Annotated in this window: 11 protein-coding genes; 10 read left to right on the top strand and 1 reads right to left on the bottom strand. The window is 52.2% G+C overall.

Annotated features, from left to right (window positions below):
• Positions 1-14: 14 nt before the first annotated feature.
• The 10 genes from AC0VZ8_RS24250 (at position 15) to AC0VZ8_RS24205 (ending at position 15,459) form a co-directional block, all read left to right on the top strand.
• A complete protein-coding gene (locus AC0VZ8_RS24250) occupies positions 15-1,205 on the top strand; it encodes a glycine C-acetyltransferase (RefSeq protein WP_071223185.1) in 1,191 nt (396 codons plus the stop codon).
• Positions 1,206-1,221: 16 nt separating this feature from the next.
• Complete coding sequence (locus tag AC0VZ8_RS24245; RefSeq protein WP_260066302.1) at positions 1,222-2,190, top strand: NAD-dependent epimerase/dehydratase family protein; 969 nt, start codon at positions 1,222-1,224, stop codon at positions 2,188-2,190.
• 33 nt (positions 2,191-2,223) lie between these two features.
• Entirely contained in the window at positions 2,224-2,793 is a 570-nt protein-coding gene (locus AC0VZ8_RS24240; RefSeq protein WP_036660138.1) for a helix-turn-helix domain-containing protein, read from the top strand.
• Between the two features lie 166 nt (positions 2,794-2,959).
• The gene (locus AC0VZ8_RS24235; RefSeq protein WP_475484672.1) at positions 2,960-6,334 is read left to right on the top strand and encodes a M60 family metallopeptidase; all 3,375 of its coding nucleotides are present in this window, start codon (positions 2,960-2,962) and stop codon (positions 6,332-6,334) included.
• A 161-nt stretch (positions 6,335-6,495) separates the two neighbouring features.
• Positions 6,496-8,103, top strand: coding sequence for an extracellular solute-binding protein (locus tag AC0VZ8_RS24230; RefSeq protein WP_475484671.1), 1,608 nt, complete (start codon positions 6,496-6,498; stop codon positions 8,101-8,103).
• Between the two features lie 84 nt (positions 8,104-8,187).
• Complete coding sequence (locus AC0VZ8_RS24225; RefSeq protein WP_475484670.1) at positions 8,188-9,135, top strand: ABC transporter permease; 948 nt, start codon at positions 8,188-8,190, stop codon at positions 9,133-9,135.
• A 14-nt stretch (positions 9,136-9,149) separates the two neighbouring features.
• Positions 9,150-10,028 (top strand): carbohydrate ABC transporter permease, encoded by an 879-nt coding sequence (locus AC0VZ8_RS24220; protein WP_475484669.1) that lies wholly within the window; start codon positions 9,150-9,152, stop codon positions 10,026-10,028.
• Between the two features lie 10 nt (positions 10,029-10,038).
• Positions 10,039-11,739, top strand: coding sequence for an alpha-L-fucosidase (locus tag AC0VZ8_RS24215; protein WP_475484668.1), 1,701 nt, complete (start codon positions 10,039-10,041; stop codon positions 11,737-11,739).
• Positions 11,740-11,883: 144 nt separating this feature from the next.
• A complete protein-coding gene (locus AC0VZ8_RS24210) occupies positions 11,884-14,253 on the top strand; it encodes a helix-turn-helix domain-containing protein (RefSeq protein WP_475484667.1) in 2,370 nt (789 codons plus the stop codon).
• A 33-nt stretch (positions 14,254-14,286) separates the two neighbouring features.
• Positions 14,287-15,459, top strand: coding sequence for a glycoside hydrolase family 88 protein (locus AC0VZ8_RS24205; protein ID WP_475484666.1), 1,173 nt, complete (start codon positions 14,287-14,289; stop codon positions 15,457-15,459).
• Between the two features lie 194 nt (positions 15,460-15,653).
• On the opposite strand, the gene AC0VZ8_RS24200 is transcribed toward AC0VZ8_RS24205, so the two are convergent.
• A complete protein-coding gene (locus tag AC0VZ8_RS24200; RefSeq protein WP_475484665.1) occupies positions 15,654-16,943 on the bottom strand; it encodes an ABC transporter substrate-binding protein in 1,290 nt (429 codons plus the stop codon).
• Between the last annotated feature and the right edge of the window lie 41 nt (positions 16,944-16,984).

Below are 16,984 nucleotides of genomic sequence, written 5' to 3'. Positions count from 1 at the left end.
GGGAGGAATTTCATATGTCCAGTCAATCGTTAAGCGCTTTCTTACAGGATAATCTAACAGAACTCAAGCAGCAAGGACTCTATAATACGATCCAGCCTCTTGAAAGTCCGAATGGTCCGCTTATTACCATTCAGGGTCGTGAATTCGTGAATTTATCTTCCAACAACTATCTCGGACTGGCGAATGATGAGCGATTAAAAGAAGCGGCCATCCGGGCTACGACCGATTTCGGAACCGGAAGCGGAGCCGTTCGCTCCATTAATGGAACGCTCATGCTTCATGTTGAGCTTGAGGAAAAGCTTGCGCAGTTCAAGGGAACCGAAGCGGTGCTGACGTATCAGTCCGGTTTCAATTGCAATATGGCGGCGATCTCGGCGGTGATGGGTGCCGGGGATGCGATTTTGTCGGATGAGCTGAACCATGCGTCCATTATTGACGGCTGCCGATTGACCAAGGCGAAGGTTATCCGTTTTAACCATTCGGACATGGACGATTTGCGTTTGAAAGCGCAAGAAGCGAGAGAATCCGGTTTATATAACAAAATTATGGTCATTACCGACGGCGTGTTCTCGATGGACGGCGATATTGCGAAGCTTCCCGAAATCGTGGAGATCGCCGAGACCTATGATCTGATCACTTATGTGGACGATGCGCATGGCTCAGGCGTTCTTGGCGGCGGAGCAGGCACCGTGAAGCATTTTGGATTGTCGGAGCGAGTGGATATCCAGATCGGCACGCTGTCCAAAGCAGTTGGCGTTGTCGGCGGGTATGTTGCCGGATCACGGGATCTGGTCGATTGGCTTAAGGTCCGCAGCCGTCCGTTCCTGTTCTCCACGGCGCTCCCTCCAGGTACCGTAGCCGCTTGCATTACCGCTATCGACATCCTGCAGAACAGCAAAGATCTGCAAATGAAGCTGTGGGAGAACACCCGTTATCTGCAGGAAGGCCTTAAGCGTCTTGGCTATTCCGTCGGCCGAACGGAAACGCCGATTACGCCTTGCATTATTGGAGATGAAGCAACCACCCAGAAATTCAGCACCAGATTGTATGAAGAAGGCGTGTATGCCAAATCGATCGTATTCCCTACGGTGCCAAAAGGCACGGGAAGAGTTCGGAACATGCCTACCGCCATGCATACGAAGGAGATGCTGGATCGCGCACTTTCCGCATATGAAACCATCGGACGCGAACTGGGTCTGATCTAATAAGGGGGCACAAGTGATGAAACGAATTATGGTAACCGGTGCGCTCGGGCAGATTGGCTCAGACCTGGTGGCGAAATTGCGGCAAGTTTATGGCGAAGAAGCTGTTCTTGCAACGGACATTCGCCAAATCCATCATGAGACGGTGCAATCAGGACCGTTCCGAATACTGGATGTAACCGACCACCAAGCTTTCCATGAAGCAGCTAAAGAACACCGCGCGGATACGATTATCCATCTTGCAGCCCTGTTGTCCGCCAAGGCGGAATCCAATCCCGCACTGGCGTGGAACCTGAACATGGGCGGTTTGTTAAGCGGGCTCGAGACGGCACGGGCATTATCCTGCCAGTTCTTTACACCGAGCTCTATCGCAGCATTCGGGGCGGACACCCCGAAAAGAGCAACGCCGCAAGATACGCTGCAGCGCCCGTTAACGATGTATGGTGTCAGCAAGGTCTCCGGCGAGCTGTTGTGTGACTACTATTACCATAAATTCGGAGTGGATACCCGCGGATTGCGCTTTCCAGGCCTGATCTCCCACTCTGCCCCTCCGGGCGGGGGAACGACGGATTATGCGGTTGAGATGTATGTAGACGCTATTCGCAGCGGCAGCTATACTTCCTACATTGATAAAGGGACCTACCTTGACATGATGTACATGCCGGATGCGATCTCCGCTATCATTGCATTGATGGAAGCAGATCCGGCTAAGCTGAAGCACCGTAATGCCTTTAATGTTACGGCGATGAGCGTCGACCCTGAGGGGATTGCGGCCAGCATCCGCCGCCATATACCGGATTTCAGCCTCGACTATAACGTGGATCCTGTCCGTCAAGCGATTGCGAACGAATGGCCGGATTCTATCGATGCAACTGCGGCACGCGAAGAATGGGGATTTGATGTACAATATGATTTGAACCATATGACCGATGATATGGTGTCAAAGCTTATGGAGAAGCCGCAAGCGGATCAGAGCAAGATCAGTTAACGGCTTAGTTTCAGAAGGAGGATATGGTTACACTTGGAACCCATTCATAAAAAAGTAGGGAGAAATCTGCAAGCTATCCGCAAATCACGGGGTCTCAGCCTCGATAACGTAGCCGAGTTGACCGGTGTAAGCAAAGCCATGCTGGGACAGATCGAGCGGGGGGATTCCAACCCGACGATTTCGGTATTGTGGCGCATCGTCAGCGGCCTCGGCATTTCATTCACCACGCTCATCGAAGAGGCGGAAACCGAAGTGACCGTGGTATCCCCGGAGGACGTGGAGCCTTTTCACGAGGCCGAAGGCGCTTACCGGGTATACCCTTTGTTCTCCTACAACCTGCGCACCAAATTCGAGTCCTATATGGTCATCATGGATCCCGGCTGTGACCATGGTTCAGAAGCGCATAATGATGGCGTGGAGGAATATATTTTTGTGCATCAGGGAGAGCTGGAGCTGTGGCGCGAAGACGAAAGCTACACCGTCCCTGCCGGAAGCTCTGTGCATTTCTCGGCTAATCGGCCTCATCGGTACGTTAACCCTGGGAATGAAACCACGAAATTTTACACGATTATATTCTATGCGGATGCCGCAGCCAGAGGATGATCTTGATAAACAGCTTCACGTATTGATTACCGTCAACCAAATATTAAAGAAAGTTAGTGCCGCCCGGAAAAAATACAGTCCGATCTTAAATATCGACTGTATGGTGTTCCGGGCGGCTGTTTTATATTTAGGACGCAGGGAAAAAGGAAATTGGAGGGAGGGGGAAGTGAAACGGAAGCAGTTCGTTTCTCGTTGCTATTACGAAATCATCGGCAAAGGAGTTGAGCGGTTGATGGGTTTCCACACTAAAAAGTGGTTGAAGCTGTTATTGGCGGTTGCTTGCACGCTTGCAGTCGTTCCGCCGTCAGGGAAGACACTGATGGCGGCGGATGGAATGACGGAGCAGGCTGACGTTCATGTATTAGGCACGAATACCGTAGCGAGCATGGCAACCCAGCATGATCTTGATGTAATTTATAAGGATTTGTCCGGTTATCCGACGGTATCGGCCACCTATAACGGCGGTGTCGCGGCCATCGGAGATCAAGCCTTCGTTCTGGCGGTCAACCCGGACACGACGCCGATACTTGCAGCGGCTCGCTACGGAAAGGGCAAAGTCGTTGTTGCAGGCGATGACTCCTATTTCAAATTCACCTCCGATATTACCGATGAGCGGAAGACGGTGGCACGCAACATCCTCCTGTGGTTAACGGAGGATTCCGAGACGTTGACTTATCAGGAGGCGTTGGAAGGCAAGGGGCGATTGCCCATGTTGTCGGCAACGTGGAAGAATTATATCATCGAAACCGATGTGCCGATCGATCTGGTTCGGTTGGACCAATTCACGGAGGAGCATCTGGATCCGTCCCGTTACCCCGTAGCTTATATTGACGGGACGCTGGAGGATAGCGAGGTCGATGCCGTCGAGCATTACGTCGCGCAAGGAGGTCATGTCGTTGTCCCCTTAAAAGGATGGGTGATGGAGCAATATCCGCACGTCTTCCTTGGGAATGAATATCAGGGCCGTTCGGGCAGGCTCAGTGAAGATTTTCCGGTGCAGCGCCTATTGAACCGGATGGGTCTTGGTCTGATGAACAATACGGCGTCGACTCGAACGGAAACCTTGCCCACATTGACACCGGAGCAATCCGCCAATTACCATTCGCTAAAGCTGCTGGAGCAGGCCGAGGCGATTGAGGCTGGAACGCTGTCACCGGATCAGGTGAACGTCGGACGGCCTGGCGCCGGCGCTGACAAGAAGCTGCAAGTCATCGCTTCGGTGACCGGCGGAACCGTCAGCAGCATCTCCCCGCAAAGTCCGCTATATGCTGTGATCGAGCAGGATGCCAGCGACTTAGAGTCCCAACTTACGTTTCCGCTCGACCGTTCCAAAGCGCCCTATACCAGCGCATTGTTAGCTTTTCAATTGGGACGGATCGGCAATGACCTGACGGCCCCCAAATCCCCTTATGCCGATCAATTTCCCGGAACCGTTCCGGGGGACGCGCCGCGAGTGTCGGGACAATCCGTTCACGTGAATTTTGATTATTCAACCTTTGACTATTTACGCCAAGGGACGGTTCCGAAGAATTGGATCAGCACGGGGTTATACGCACCGGCCGGAGAATGGGTAACGATTCATGTTCCTGAAGGCACCCAAAATTTAGATGTGCAGGTAGGGGCTCACACGGATAATTTGACAAGTAAAACGGAATGGGAACGACCTCCTGTCATCACACAGCGGAAGCCGCTCCTTCCGGGCGAGAACCGGATCCGCAGCCCTTATGGCGGCCTGATTTACCTGATTCCGACCAAGCCGCAGCCGGGCGTTGCGAAGGATATTGAAATCAGCGGCGGAGTTCGCGCTCCGTATTATATCCTTGGTGAGACCTCTTCGACTGAATGGGAAGATACGATTCGGCATCATCCCGCTCCATGGGCAGAGCTTCAAGGGCGCAGAGTGATCCTGACGCTTCCGTCCGAGTATATCAGGCAGCTTGGAGATCCACAGCAATTAGTGGAGAAGTGGGACGCGATCGTGGACTACACCGAGGAAGTCGCGGGGCTTTCCCCGAATCAACCACTGCCGCATAAGAGTATCGACCTTCCATTCCGTTACGTTGCGGATCGTCAGATCAGTGCGGGTTATATGCATGCCGGCTATCCGATCATGTTCCACATCGATCCTTCAGCGGGCCACGCCGTGGACATATCCCGAGTAACCCAGGGAGGCTGGGGCTTCTGGCACGAGACCGGCCACGAATATCAGCAAGGAGCCTGGAACTGGAACGTGACAGGTGAAATCACGGTTAATATTTACTCCCTATACATCCAAGAGAAATTCGGCAACAGCAGCAACTTATTGATTCGCAACGCCGATGGGAAAGATTTCTATGATTTAGCATTTGATTATATCGAAAGCGATATACCGAACAAGTCGTTCGGCAGCTCGGGCCAGCTGGATCTTTTCGGCTATCTCGTAATGTTCCGCCAGCTTTCCCTGGCTTACGGATGGGACTTTTATGCTGAGCTTCATCAGGCCTACCGGGAGCTGCCGGCAACGGAACTGCCCGCGACGAATCAAGAGGAGATCGATACGTTTGTGGTCATGGCATCCACAATCGCAGGCGAGAACCTGACGGAGTTTTTTGACAAATGGGCACTGCCGTATTCCAAAGAAGAGGTTCGTTCCCGCGTGGACGCCCTGAATCTGCCGATGCCTACGCAGGAGCTGTGGCGGCTGCGGGAGACGCATACGCTGAGTGCTCCACCCGAGATCAAGGCCGACACGGGAACCGAATGGAACCGTGAATCGGTGAAGGTCACCGTTACCATGACAGCGGAAGCTGAAGCGGCGGGCATGCGAAGCCAGTATAAGATCGGATCCGAAGGCAAATGGACGGATTACACGGCACCTATCCTCGTGGAAGCGGAAGGCGAGACCATCGTATATGCCCGCGCGGCCGCTATGTCGGGTGTGAGAAGCGATGAAGCTTCCAAGACGGTGAAGATCGACCGGACGGGGCCGGCAATCACGACAAACGTGACCCAGTCCGTATACCAAACCGAGCGTTTCACCATGTCACCTCACATCACGGACGCATTAAGCGGCGTATCCGCCATCATCGTGGAACTGGATGACAAGGAAGCTGCGGAAACGCTGGTTATAGAGCCGTTAACGCTGACTGCCGGTCCGCACATCCTTCGCATAACGGCAGAAGATGCAGCCGGGAATATCACGGTTCGCGAATACTCATTCGAGGTTGCTGTCGATCTGGAACAGCTCGACGATATCGTAAGAGCAGGGGAAGAGAAGGGCTGGATCGATAACCATGGCATCACCCGAAGCTTATTAGCCAAAATCGCGGATCTCCAGCAGCAGGCGGCGGGAAGCGAAGCAGCTGAAGATGCGCTGACTTCGCTGGAGCACGCCATTAAGGCGCAGCAGGGCAAGCATATCAATGATTCCGGCTTCGCAGAGCTTCTTCTTGGAGACATTGACTACATCCGAAGCCGCAGCTCGGCTTTCCTAGCAGCTTACATGGATAAAAGGGCGGCCGTTGCGGCCGCCCTTCCTTTCTGTATTGGCCATCCATCATGAAATAAGTCAGTCCGAGATTAAATATAGACAATGTACTGCCTTTAAAATATATTGCACAATTAGAAAACACGGCAGTGTTCAATCGCCAAAATGTTCAGTAAGGTGGTGCTTAACAACCAGAAGTTCATACAACAAGCAAATGAAAAGGGAGGCAAATGATAATGAAGGTCAACAGGCTTAAAGTATTCTGGATTGTTTTGCTTGCCGCCACCATGGCCATATCAGCGGTAGGCTGCGGCGGCCCTGCCAAGGAACAACCGGAGGCATCGAAGGACACGGAAACTCCTCCGGTTCTATCGGAACTGACGTATTGGGTGCAAATCGTTAGCCAGGTGTCCGCTACGATGAAGAGTTACAACGAAATCGAGGCTTATAAGGAGCTGGAGAGGATCACCGGGGTGAAAGTGGATTTTCAGCATCCTCCGCAGGGCCAGCAGGCGACGGAGCAGTTCAATCTGATGATGACCTCGGATAAACTCCCGGACGTGATCGAATATTCATGGGCCGGTTATCCGGGGGGACCGGAGAAGGCGATCAAGGACGGTAAAATCATCAAACTCAATGATTTGATCGACCAATATGCCCCGAACTTTAAAAAGGTGCTCGAGGAGCATCCGGAGTGGAAGAAGGAAATTACGACCGATGACGGCAGCATCTATGTGTTCCCGTTTCTGCGCACTGACGACAAGCTTAAGGTATTTCTCGGACCGACGATCCGGCAGGATTGGCTTGATAAGCTGGGGTTATCGATGCCGACCACGGTTGATGAATGGTACAACGTGTTGAAGGCTTTTAAGGAGCAAGATCCGAACGGCAATGGCAAGGCGGATGAGATTCCCCTGTATCTGACGAAAGGAGATGTCGATACAACGACCGCTTTTCTCGGGGCATGGGGTATTAATGCCGGGTTTTACCAAGAGGAGGGTCAGGTTAAATACGGCCCGACGGACCCGAGGTTTAAGGAGTTCTTGACGCTCATGAACCAGTGGTACAAGGAAGGCTTGCTGGATCAAGACTTTGCGACGACCGATGAGAAAATGCTGGAGGCGAAAATTACGGGCGGGCAGATCGGATCAGCGATTCTATACACCGGCAGCGGGATTGGCAAGTATGGAACGCTCATGAAGGATAAAGATCCGAACTTCAGACTGGTGGCAGCCCCCTACCCTGTGATGAACAAGGGCGACAAGCAAATCTGGGGATATAAGGACCATGCGTTTAACGGAATCGGGGCAGCGGTTACCACCAGCAACAAAAACCCGATTGAAACGGTGAAGTGGCTGGATTACGGCTATTCCGAGGAAGGCACCCTGTTGTTTAACTTCGGAAAAGAGGGCGTCAGCTATGCGATGGAGGACGGCAAGCCGATATTTAAGCCCGAAGTATTGAAGGACCCTTCCGGACTGCCGGTGATTCAGTCCATGTCAAAGCACAACCGCGCAACCTTCAGCGGGCCGTTCATGCTTGATATTCGGTTCGATCAACAATACACGACCGAGCCGGATCAGCTGGAGTCCAAGATCATCTGGGCAGAGCCGACCATGGAAAAGAAAATGCCGCGCACGACGCCGACCCAATCCGAGAGCAGCCGCTACGCTTCCATCATGACGGATATCAACACGTACAAGGACGAGATGTACTTGAAGTTCGTCATGGGCGCCGAGCCGTTGGATCAGTTTGACAAGTATGTGAAAACCATTGAATCCATGGGTCTTGCCGAAGCTCTGGAAATACAGCAGAAAGCCTTGGAGCGTTACGGTAAGCGGTAAACGGTAAACGTCCTGAAGCGGCGGAAACATGCAGACTCCGCCGCTCTTGGCGCCATATAAATTGATTTGGAGGGAGGGATTCGATTGTCAGCAACCCAGGAGTATCCCTTCGAGCATCGCAAAGGGAAATGGACAACGATTGCGAACGATTTGAAACGGAACAAATACGTCTACCTACTGGCGCTTCCCGTCATTCTATACTATGCCGTCTTCCACTATGGACCGATGTACGGCCTGTTGATGGCTTTCAAAGATTTCAGCATTGCCGATGGTATTTGGGGAAGCGAGTGGATCGGATTTGAGCATTTCCGCAATTTTTTTAACAGCTATTATTTCGAACGCCTTCTGCGCAATACCGTTCTGATCAATATTTATGAGCTCATCTTCGCGTTTCCGGCACCGATTATCCTTGCCCTGCTGCTGAACGAAATCCGCAGCCGGCTGTTTAAGCGTACGGTTCAGACGATATCGTATTTGCCGCATTTCGTATCCATCGTCGTGGTAACCGGGATCATGTTCGATTTTCTCGCAAGAGATGGCTTGGTGAATCAGATTCTGGGCTTTTTCGGCATCGAATCGATTCCGTTCATGAGCGAGGCCAGCTGGTTCCGTACGATATATGTCGGCTCCGGCATTTGGCAAGGCGTAGGCTGGGGTTCGATCATTTATCTTGCTGCCATCGCCACCATTGATCCGACCCTGTACGAGGCGGCCAAGATGGACGGTGCAGGCCGCTGGAAACAGATGCTGCACATTACGCTGCCGGGCATGCTGCCGACAATCATCATCATTTTCATTCTCAATATGGGCTCCATGCTTAGCGTTGGCAGCGAAAAAGTATTGCTGATGTACAGCCCGCTTACTTATGAAACGGCAGACGTGATCTCGACCTTTATCTACAGGAGAGGGGTTCTGGAGACGGATTACGGCTTCACGACCGCCGTTGGATTATTCAATGCGGTAGTCAGCTTTATCCTGCTTGTACTCGCGAACTCAATCAGCAAGCGGGTCAGCGAACATAAACTGTGGTAGAGAGGAGGTCGTCCATGGCTAACAAACGATCCGCTGGAGAGATAACCTTCGTCTGTCTGAATGCGTTGATCCTGACGGGCCTCTGCTTCGTCACCTTATATCCGTTCGTGTATGTTGCCTTCGCTTCGTTCAGCGATCCCGCTTCATTGGCCCAGCACCGGGGGCTGCTGTTCGCGCCGCTTGATATTAACTTCGAAGCCTATAAGGCGGTGTTTAACAATCCGATGATTACGACGGGATATCGGAACACGCTGATCTACGTCGTGGCAGGAACGGCCATCAATCTGGTGGCCACGGCGATCGGCGCATATGTGCTGTCCCGCAGAAATTTGTTCTTCAAAAATGTCCTGATGATGCTGATCGTCATCACCATGTTTTTCGGCGGCGGGCTGATTCCGACTTATCTGCTGATCAATAACCTGGGGATGCTGAACACGATCTGGGCGATGCTGATCCCCGGGATGATCGGGACGTTCAATATGATCATTATGCGGACTGCCTTTCAGTCCGTTCCGATAAGTCTTGAGGAATCGGCGAAAATCGACGGGGCGAACGACCTGATCATTCTGTTCCGGATCATTATTCCGCTGTCCATGCCCGTTATCGCCGTCATGATTCTGTGGTATGCCGTGGGACACTGGAATTCATATTTCGGGGCGCTCATCTATCTGAGGGATCGGGAGCTATTCCCGCTTCAGCTCGTGCTCCGGGAAATTCTCATAACCAATACGACCGACAGCATGATGACGGAGGCCTCGGGAGACCGGATGGCGATCGCGGACACCATTAAATATGCAACGATTATCGTTTCCACATTGCCGATACTGCTTCTGTATCCGTTTTTGCAAAAATATTTCGTCAAAGGCGTTTTGATCGGCGCCATTAAGGAATAGGAGGAGAACGATGGCTGACTCATTAGATATCGTAACGCAAAGCAAGAGCCGGATGCAGTGGTGGAAGGATGCCAAATTCGGCATGTTCATCCACTGGGGGGTATATTCGCTGCTCGGCAAAGGGGAGTGGGTCATGTATGCCAACAAAATTCCGGTAAAGGAATATGAAAAACTCGCCAAGGAATTTAATCCGACGCAGTTTGATGCCAAGGCTTGGGTCAATTGCGCGAAAAGGGCAGGCATGAAATATATCGTCATCACAGCCAAACATCACGATGGCTTCGCCATGTATCATTCACGGACGGACCCGTTCAATATCATGGATGCTTCTCCATTCGGCCGGGATCCGTTGAAGGAATTATCCGAGGCTTGCAGGGAGGAAGGAATCCGGCTCTGCTTCTACTATTCCCATGTCATTGATTGGCATCATCCGCATGCTCTTCACGATACGTTTAACAATCTATGGGACTATGAGCTGGAGAAGAAGGCGTTCTTTCGTTACTGGAACCATAAAGCGAAGGGACAAGTGCGTGAGCTGCTGACGGAATATGGTCCGGTCGGGCTGCTCTGGTTCGATACATCCGGGGGATTGTCGAAGAAGGAGAGCGAAGCGATGGTAAACATGATCCGCGAGCTTCAACCCGATTGCCTGATTAACAGCAGGGTAAGCCATTGGCCTGATTTCGGTGACTATCAATCCAAGGGTGACAACGAAATCCCGATGCAAGGCGAGGAAACGCGGGAATGGGAGACGCCGATGACCTTAAATCAATCGTGGGGGTACAGCACCAAGGATCAAGTGTGGAAATCCACGGATGCTCTGATCCGAAAGTTGGTGCATATCGTAAGCAAGGGAGGGAACCTGCTGCTCAATGTCGGCCCAACGGATACAGGCTTAATTCCGGAAAAATCCGCTCTACGCTTGGAGGAAGTCGGTGAATGGCTTGCGCGAAATGGAGAGGCGGTCTACGGCACAAGCGCAAGCACGTTCCCTTATGAGCTGGAATGGGGAGCGGTTACGGTGAAAGGGAATACGCTCTTCCTGCATGTGTACAATCGCTATTGGCCTGCGGAAGAATTGGTATTGAACGGTGTAAGAAATACGGTTAGCAAAGCATATCTGCTCACGGATCCCAGCACATGTCTTCCTGTGCACCAGAGCTATTGGCCGGAAACGGACCATCACGAGATGCGGATCCGCTTGCCTGAACTTCCGCCAGAAGACCATGTATCGGTTATTGCATTGGAACTCGAGGGAAGGATCGATGTAGATCAGGGTTTTATCCAACAGGCGAACGGCGCTGTTAAGTTGGATCTTGTACTGTCGGAAATAACGACAGGCAACGGGATGAACGAGGCCCGGTGGACCTTCAAGGCAGCGTCGTCCGGCATATATGAAGTCTACCTCGTCAATTTCAAGAAATCCGATGCCGTTTGGGAACAGGAATATGATCATGAAGTCACCGTACGGGCAGCAGGACAGACGATTGCTTATATTCCCCGAGAGGATAAAGTCGTCAGCGACTCCATTTCTTGTCAGCATCCGTACACCGAGATACATTCAACGATCGGGCGGATCGTAATAGAGAATCCGGGCACGTATGCGTTGACCTTATCGAGCAAGCTTGCGAAGCCGAAACCTTTTGGACCGGAAATTTGGCAGGCAGCTGCCGTGAAGCTTCGTTCCGTGCGATTAGTTCAGGTGCTTTAAATACCCCGCTGTTCCCAAAATGAAAACATTCCTTATCACGGGGGCTTCTCTCTTGGGTGACCGAATGGATTAAAGGGTTTGCTGGTCCGTTCGGCGAAGGATTCAAGAAATAGGTTTCCATACATTTTCTTGGAGGAATGCGACATGATCTCGATACCCGGCCTTCTTCCCGGCAAGCGAAAGAGCAGCCGGGGACGCGTCTTGAAAACCATGATCGTTTCGTATATGCTCATCCTTTTGTTGCCTATGACCGTGGGGCTTTTTCTATATGGACGGGTGGAAAACGTGATGGAAAACAATGCGGAACGATCAAATTCGGCGATGCTGGAGCAGCTGCGGCTTTCCGTGGACAGCAAGCTTAAAGAAGTGGATATTTTGGCTAAGCAAATCATGTTTAACTCTAAACTAACTTATTTGCTGAATCTTGATCGGCACGATCAAGGAGGGGCGTACCGCCAGGTAGAATTCGTCCGCGATTACTTAAATCGCTATCAATCTTTTGTAAGCGGATTCGTAAGAGACTACTATGTTCATCTGCAGGCCGGAGACGTCATCCTGAAGCCTGGATTGCGGACGGATGCCAGAACCTTTTACGAGAAGTATTACCGGTTTGAGCATATGGACTTTGAATCATGGAAGCGTACGATGCTTGGCAGCTACCACAACAAGGCATTCCTGCCCTCCGATGTGCTGCTGCAGAACCCGAACCAAGGAAATGGCAACCCGGCGGATGTGATTACCTATGCGCAATCCCTTCCGCTTCATGACGTGTCCAATATCCGCGGAACGCTGGTTATTATGATCGATGGACAGCAGCTTCAAGAGATGTTCCGCCAAATCGAGTCCGCCAACGACAGCGAGATTTATATCCTCGATAAGGAACGGGGCGTGATTGCAAGCTCGTCGGACTCGGGGCTGTCCGCGCAGGTGACGGAAAGACTGGCCGGTCCGTCGGGATTGTTCAAGACAGCATTAAATGGCACGGACAGCATGGTAACCTTTACGGAATCCAAGGAGGCCGGCTGGCAATATGTGTCCGTCATGCCGATGGGCAGTGTCATGGAACGAGTAGCACAACTGAAGAGAATGGCGCTGACGGTGTTTGTCGTATCGCTTGTCGCAGGAGCGGCTATTGCTTGTTGGTTTGCATACCGACAATACAGTCCCGTCAAACGGGTGGTGGATGCCATTCTTCAAGGAAAGCCGATTCAGGATAAGCCGGCCGCGAACGAATATGATTTCATATTGCAAACGATCGAAGGCTCGCTCGTTGAGCAGCGGCATCTGAGGGAGCGACTGTTCAGGCAGACGCCCGTCATCCGCGCTGATTTTCTGTCAAGGCTCATTCGGGGGTACATCGATCCGGATCATGCGGGGGATCAAGGGGGTCCGACATTAGCGACCATGGGCATCCGCTTCGAGTCCGACAAGTTTGCCGTAATCATTGTTCAAGCCGTGGATATTACAAGGCTGTCGCCGGAGCCATCCGAGCAAGGTTGGACGCAAATTCGGTTTATTATCTCGAATATCGGCACGGATATCGCAAATTCGGGTCACCAGGGATTCGCCGTCGATATGGAACGCGACCGGGTAGCGATCCTGGTTAATTTCCATCCGATTGAGGAGGCGGAAGCCGAGCTCTTTCTTCATGAGATTGCAGAGCGATTGCTCCGGGTACTGGAGGACCGTTTCCATATTTCCGTGACGATTGCCGTCAGCAGCGTACACACAGGAAACGGAACGATCGGCAGCGCTTATCTCGAAGCCATGGCCGCCCTGGATTACCGTATGTTTAGCGGAAGAAATTCGATCATTCACTTCGGGCATGTTCGCGACATCAAGCATCATTATTACTATCCGATCGAATTCGAGACGCAGCTTGTCAACCATGTGAGAGGCGGCGATACGGAAAATGTCGCTAAGCTGTTGGACAATATTTATACGATGAACTTTAAATCGGCGGGGATGACCCCGGAACTGGGAAGATGCTTGTTCTTCAATATCATTAGCACCTTTCTGAAAATACTGAACTTGACGAACACGGATCATGAAAGCCTGCTGGGCCCGAGCTTTGATCCCGTAAAACACATATTCGGTTGTTCCACAAGTGATGAAATGCAGGCCGAGACCAAGCGGTTATATGACAAACTGACCTGTCTCTTTCATACGGAGCATAGCGATCACAGCATCCAGCTGCAGCAGGATATGATGGCATTCATCGACAGGAATTTAACCGATTATAATTTAGGACTTGGCATGATTGCCGACCATTTCGGCATGACGCCGCAGTATATCTCGAGTTTCTTCAAAAAGATGAATCGATGCAATATCACCGATTATATTACCCGTGCGAGGATTGAGAAGGCGAAGACATTGATGGAGCAATCGGAACTGACCAATGCGCAGTTGGCCCAACTGGTCGGCTATACCAATGATGTTGTGTTCATCCGGGCATTCAAGAAATTGGAGGGGGTGACCCCTGGCAAATATCGGGTGAGCGCAAGCGGGCAGTAACGCTTAAACGAGGAGAGGAGTGGCCAATTAGCCATGGAAGCGATCCGGGAACCTTTAAAATACGGCGAGGCAACGATATGGACGCGGCAAAGGACCGAAGCCGCCATCGAATTCGTGCTGGATAAGATCGATGAGAATTTAGACACATTTTCGGACCATTTTCCATCTCCTGCAAGCCGCAATCATATTTATGAGCCAATCGGCAATACGGAATGGACATCGTCCTTCTGGACCGGAATGCTGTGGCTTGCTTATGAGGTCACGGGGGAAACGAAGTACCGGTCGATAGCGGAGCTTCAGCTCCACAGCTATAAGGAGCGCGTGGAGCAGCGCATCGCCACGGAGACGCATGATCTGGGATTTTTGTATTCCCTGTCCTGCGTTGCCGCTTATAAGCTGACCGGGAATGAAGAAGCGAGACGGATTGCCTTGGCCGCAGCGGACCTGCTGATGGAGCGGTATTTCGAGAAAGCCGGGATCATTCAGGCTTGGGGCAAGCTAGACAGGCCGTCACAGCGCGGCCGAATGATCATCGACTGCTGCATGAATTTGCCTTTGCTCTATTGGGCGACGGAGGAAACCCGCAAACCGGAGTATCGGCGCGCCGCCATAAGCCATGCACAGCAATCCGCTCGATATTTGATCCGCGAGGATTCCTCAACGTATCACACGTATTATATGGATGTCGAGAGCGGAGAACCAAGGTTTGGGCAAACGTCCCAAGGATATGCGGATCATTCGTGCTGGTCCCGCGGTCAGGCCTGGGCCATTTACGGTATGCCGCTCAGTTATGCCTATACGAGGGAAGAAACACGGCTGCATGATGCCGAGCGAGTCACGAATTACTATTTGAATCGGCTGCCGGAGGATGATGTGTGCTATTGGGATTTGATATTCACCGAAGGGCAGGAAGAGAGGGACAGCTCGGCAGCCGCCATATCGGTATGCGGAATGCTGGAGCTGGCCAAGCATGTACCGCTCTCGCATCCGCAGCGCCGTACATACGAGAACGCGGCACTGCGCATCCTGGCGTCTTTAAGCGATGGATATACGACGGCAACGCTCCCTGAATCCAACGGCATTCTGCAGCATGCGGTCTACGGAAAGCCGCTTGGCAACGGCATCGACGAATGCTGCATTTGGGGGGACTATTTCTATTTCGAGGCGTTGGTGAGGGTCTTTAAAGATTGGGATATGTACTGGTGAATGACGTGAGTCCATATTCAAAAGACAGTTATACAGGCAGAACGAATTGCAGACGATTTTTTGCGAGATGCTGCTCAGATTTGTAAAAATAAAAACGAGAAAAAAGCACCCGATTCCTTCAGGTGCTTTTTGGCGTGCCACCGCTTCGATGACGGTTTCTATCCAAAATTATAGCAGCAGCTTTTCGGCATGGATTACTCCAGGCTTTTGCTCAATTTGACAATCTGGTCCCAGCCCTCGTCGATGCTGAGTTTACCGAACATGATCGACTGCGTGATGTTGTCGTACTCCTTCGTGAAGTTGGCCCAGCCGCCCTTATTCCCGGGGCCGGGGTCAAACGCGGCGCCGTCCTTGGACACCTCGTTGATTAGTCTCAGGGAGCTTTTATCGACGTCCGTAAATTTGGGCTGGAGCGCATCGGCTACGGTTTTGTTGACAGGAATCCCCCGCGAAGTGCCCAAAATTTCTCCGGCTTCCTCGCTGTTGACAAACCAGTCGATGAATTTCTTTGCTTCCTCTTTATATTGGCTGTTGGGGCTGACGCTCCAGTACATGGAGGCTTTCAGCCAGCCGCCCGCCTGCGTTCCCCTCGGCTGGGTCGTTAACGCCATCACGCCGGGCTTTAACGCATCCGTTCCGCCGAATTCCGCGGCATGCGCGCCCCGAAGCAGAATCTTTTCCTGGATAAGCAGGTCCATTTGCGCGTCCTGCGCTTTATCCGATACGGTTACGTCAGGCGGTGTCACGAGGTTGTCCTTGCGCAGCTCCGCCCACTTGTTCATCCAATCCTTCCAGGTAGCCTCGTCATAATGGAACTTTCCGTCCTTGCTCATGGAGAATCCTTTGCCCATGCTCAGCTGATACGACATGTAGAACGCGCCGTCCGCGGTGAGGTCCCGCGTGAGGTACTGGTCCTTAGCCAACTTCGGCTTCAGGTCACGCGCCATGGCGAAAAATTCGTCCCATGTCTTCGGCGGCTGAACGCCGAGGCTGTCCATCATCGTCTTGTTATACACCATGCCCCAGGCGTTGTTGCCGAGCGGCATCGCGTACAGTTTGTCCTGGTAGGTGCCTGTTTCGAGCAGCGCCTTATCGATATGGTCCACCGGGCTGGAGGAGAGATCCTCCAGCCGTCCGCTGGACGCCCAATCGTTGAACCAGGCGGCATCCATTTGAAAAATATCCGGCGTGTTTTTCCCGGCAGACTGAGTCGACAGCTTGTCTTGATACCCGTCGAACGACTGATACTCCGGCTCGAATGTGATGCCCGGGTTCTTTTTTGAGTACAAATCAAGCGCTTTCAAAGTTGCGTCATGCCGTGCCTGCGAGCCCCACCACATGATTCGGAGCGTGATGGATTTGCCGTCTCCCGACTCCGCGGATCCGGCTTCTTCCTTCTTGATCCCGCTGCAAGCGGAGAGAACCAGGGACAGTGACAGCACGGCAGCAGCGCCGGCGGCGAGACGGTGCCATGATTTTCTCATTGGATGAACCTCCTTAAGTAACTGATCTTCTTCTTCCTTTA

This window comes from Paenibacillus sp. QJM3NY_38 (genome assembly GCF_056173265.1).
This window is presented reverse-complemented; position numbering and strand designations above follow the sequence as displayed.

Excerpts from the sequence above, each read along its gene's own strand:
- AC0VZ8_RS24205 (WP_475484666.1), top strand. The coding sequence starts at position 14,287 with ATGGAAGCGATCCGGGAACCTTTAAAATACGGCGAGGCAACGATATGG.
- AC0VZ8_RS24245 (WP_260066302.1), top strand. The coding sequence starts at position 1,222 with ATGAAACGAATTATGGTAACCGGTGCGCTCGGGCAGATTGGCTCAGAC.
- AC0VZ8_RS24250 (WP_071223185.1), top strand. The coding sequence starts at position 15 with ATGTCCAGTCAATCGTTAAGCGCTTTCTTACAGGATAATCTAACAGAA.
- AC0VZ8_RS24215 (WP_475484668.1), top strand. The coding sequence starts at position 10,039 with ATGGCTGACTCATTAGATATCGTAACGCAAAGCAAGAGCCGGATGCAG.
- AC0VZ8_RS24230 (WP_475484671.1), top strand. The coding sequence starts at position 6,496 with ATGAAGGTCAACAGGCTTAAAGTATTCTGGATTGTTTTGCTTGCCGCC.
- AC0VZ8_RS24220 (WP_475484669.1), top strand. The coding sequence starts at position 9,150 with ATGGCTAACAAACGATCCGCTGGAGAGATAACCTTCGTCTGTCTGAAT.
- AC0VZ8_RS24210 (WP_475484667.1), top strand. The coding sequence starts at position 11,884 with ATGATCTCGATACCCGGCCTTCTTCCCGGCAAGCGAAAGAGCAGCCGG.
- AC0VZ8_RS24200 (WP_475484665.1), bottom strand. The coding sequence starts at position 16,943 with ATGAGAAAATCATGGCACCGTCTCGCCGCCGGCGCTGCTGCCGTGCTG.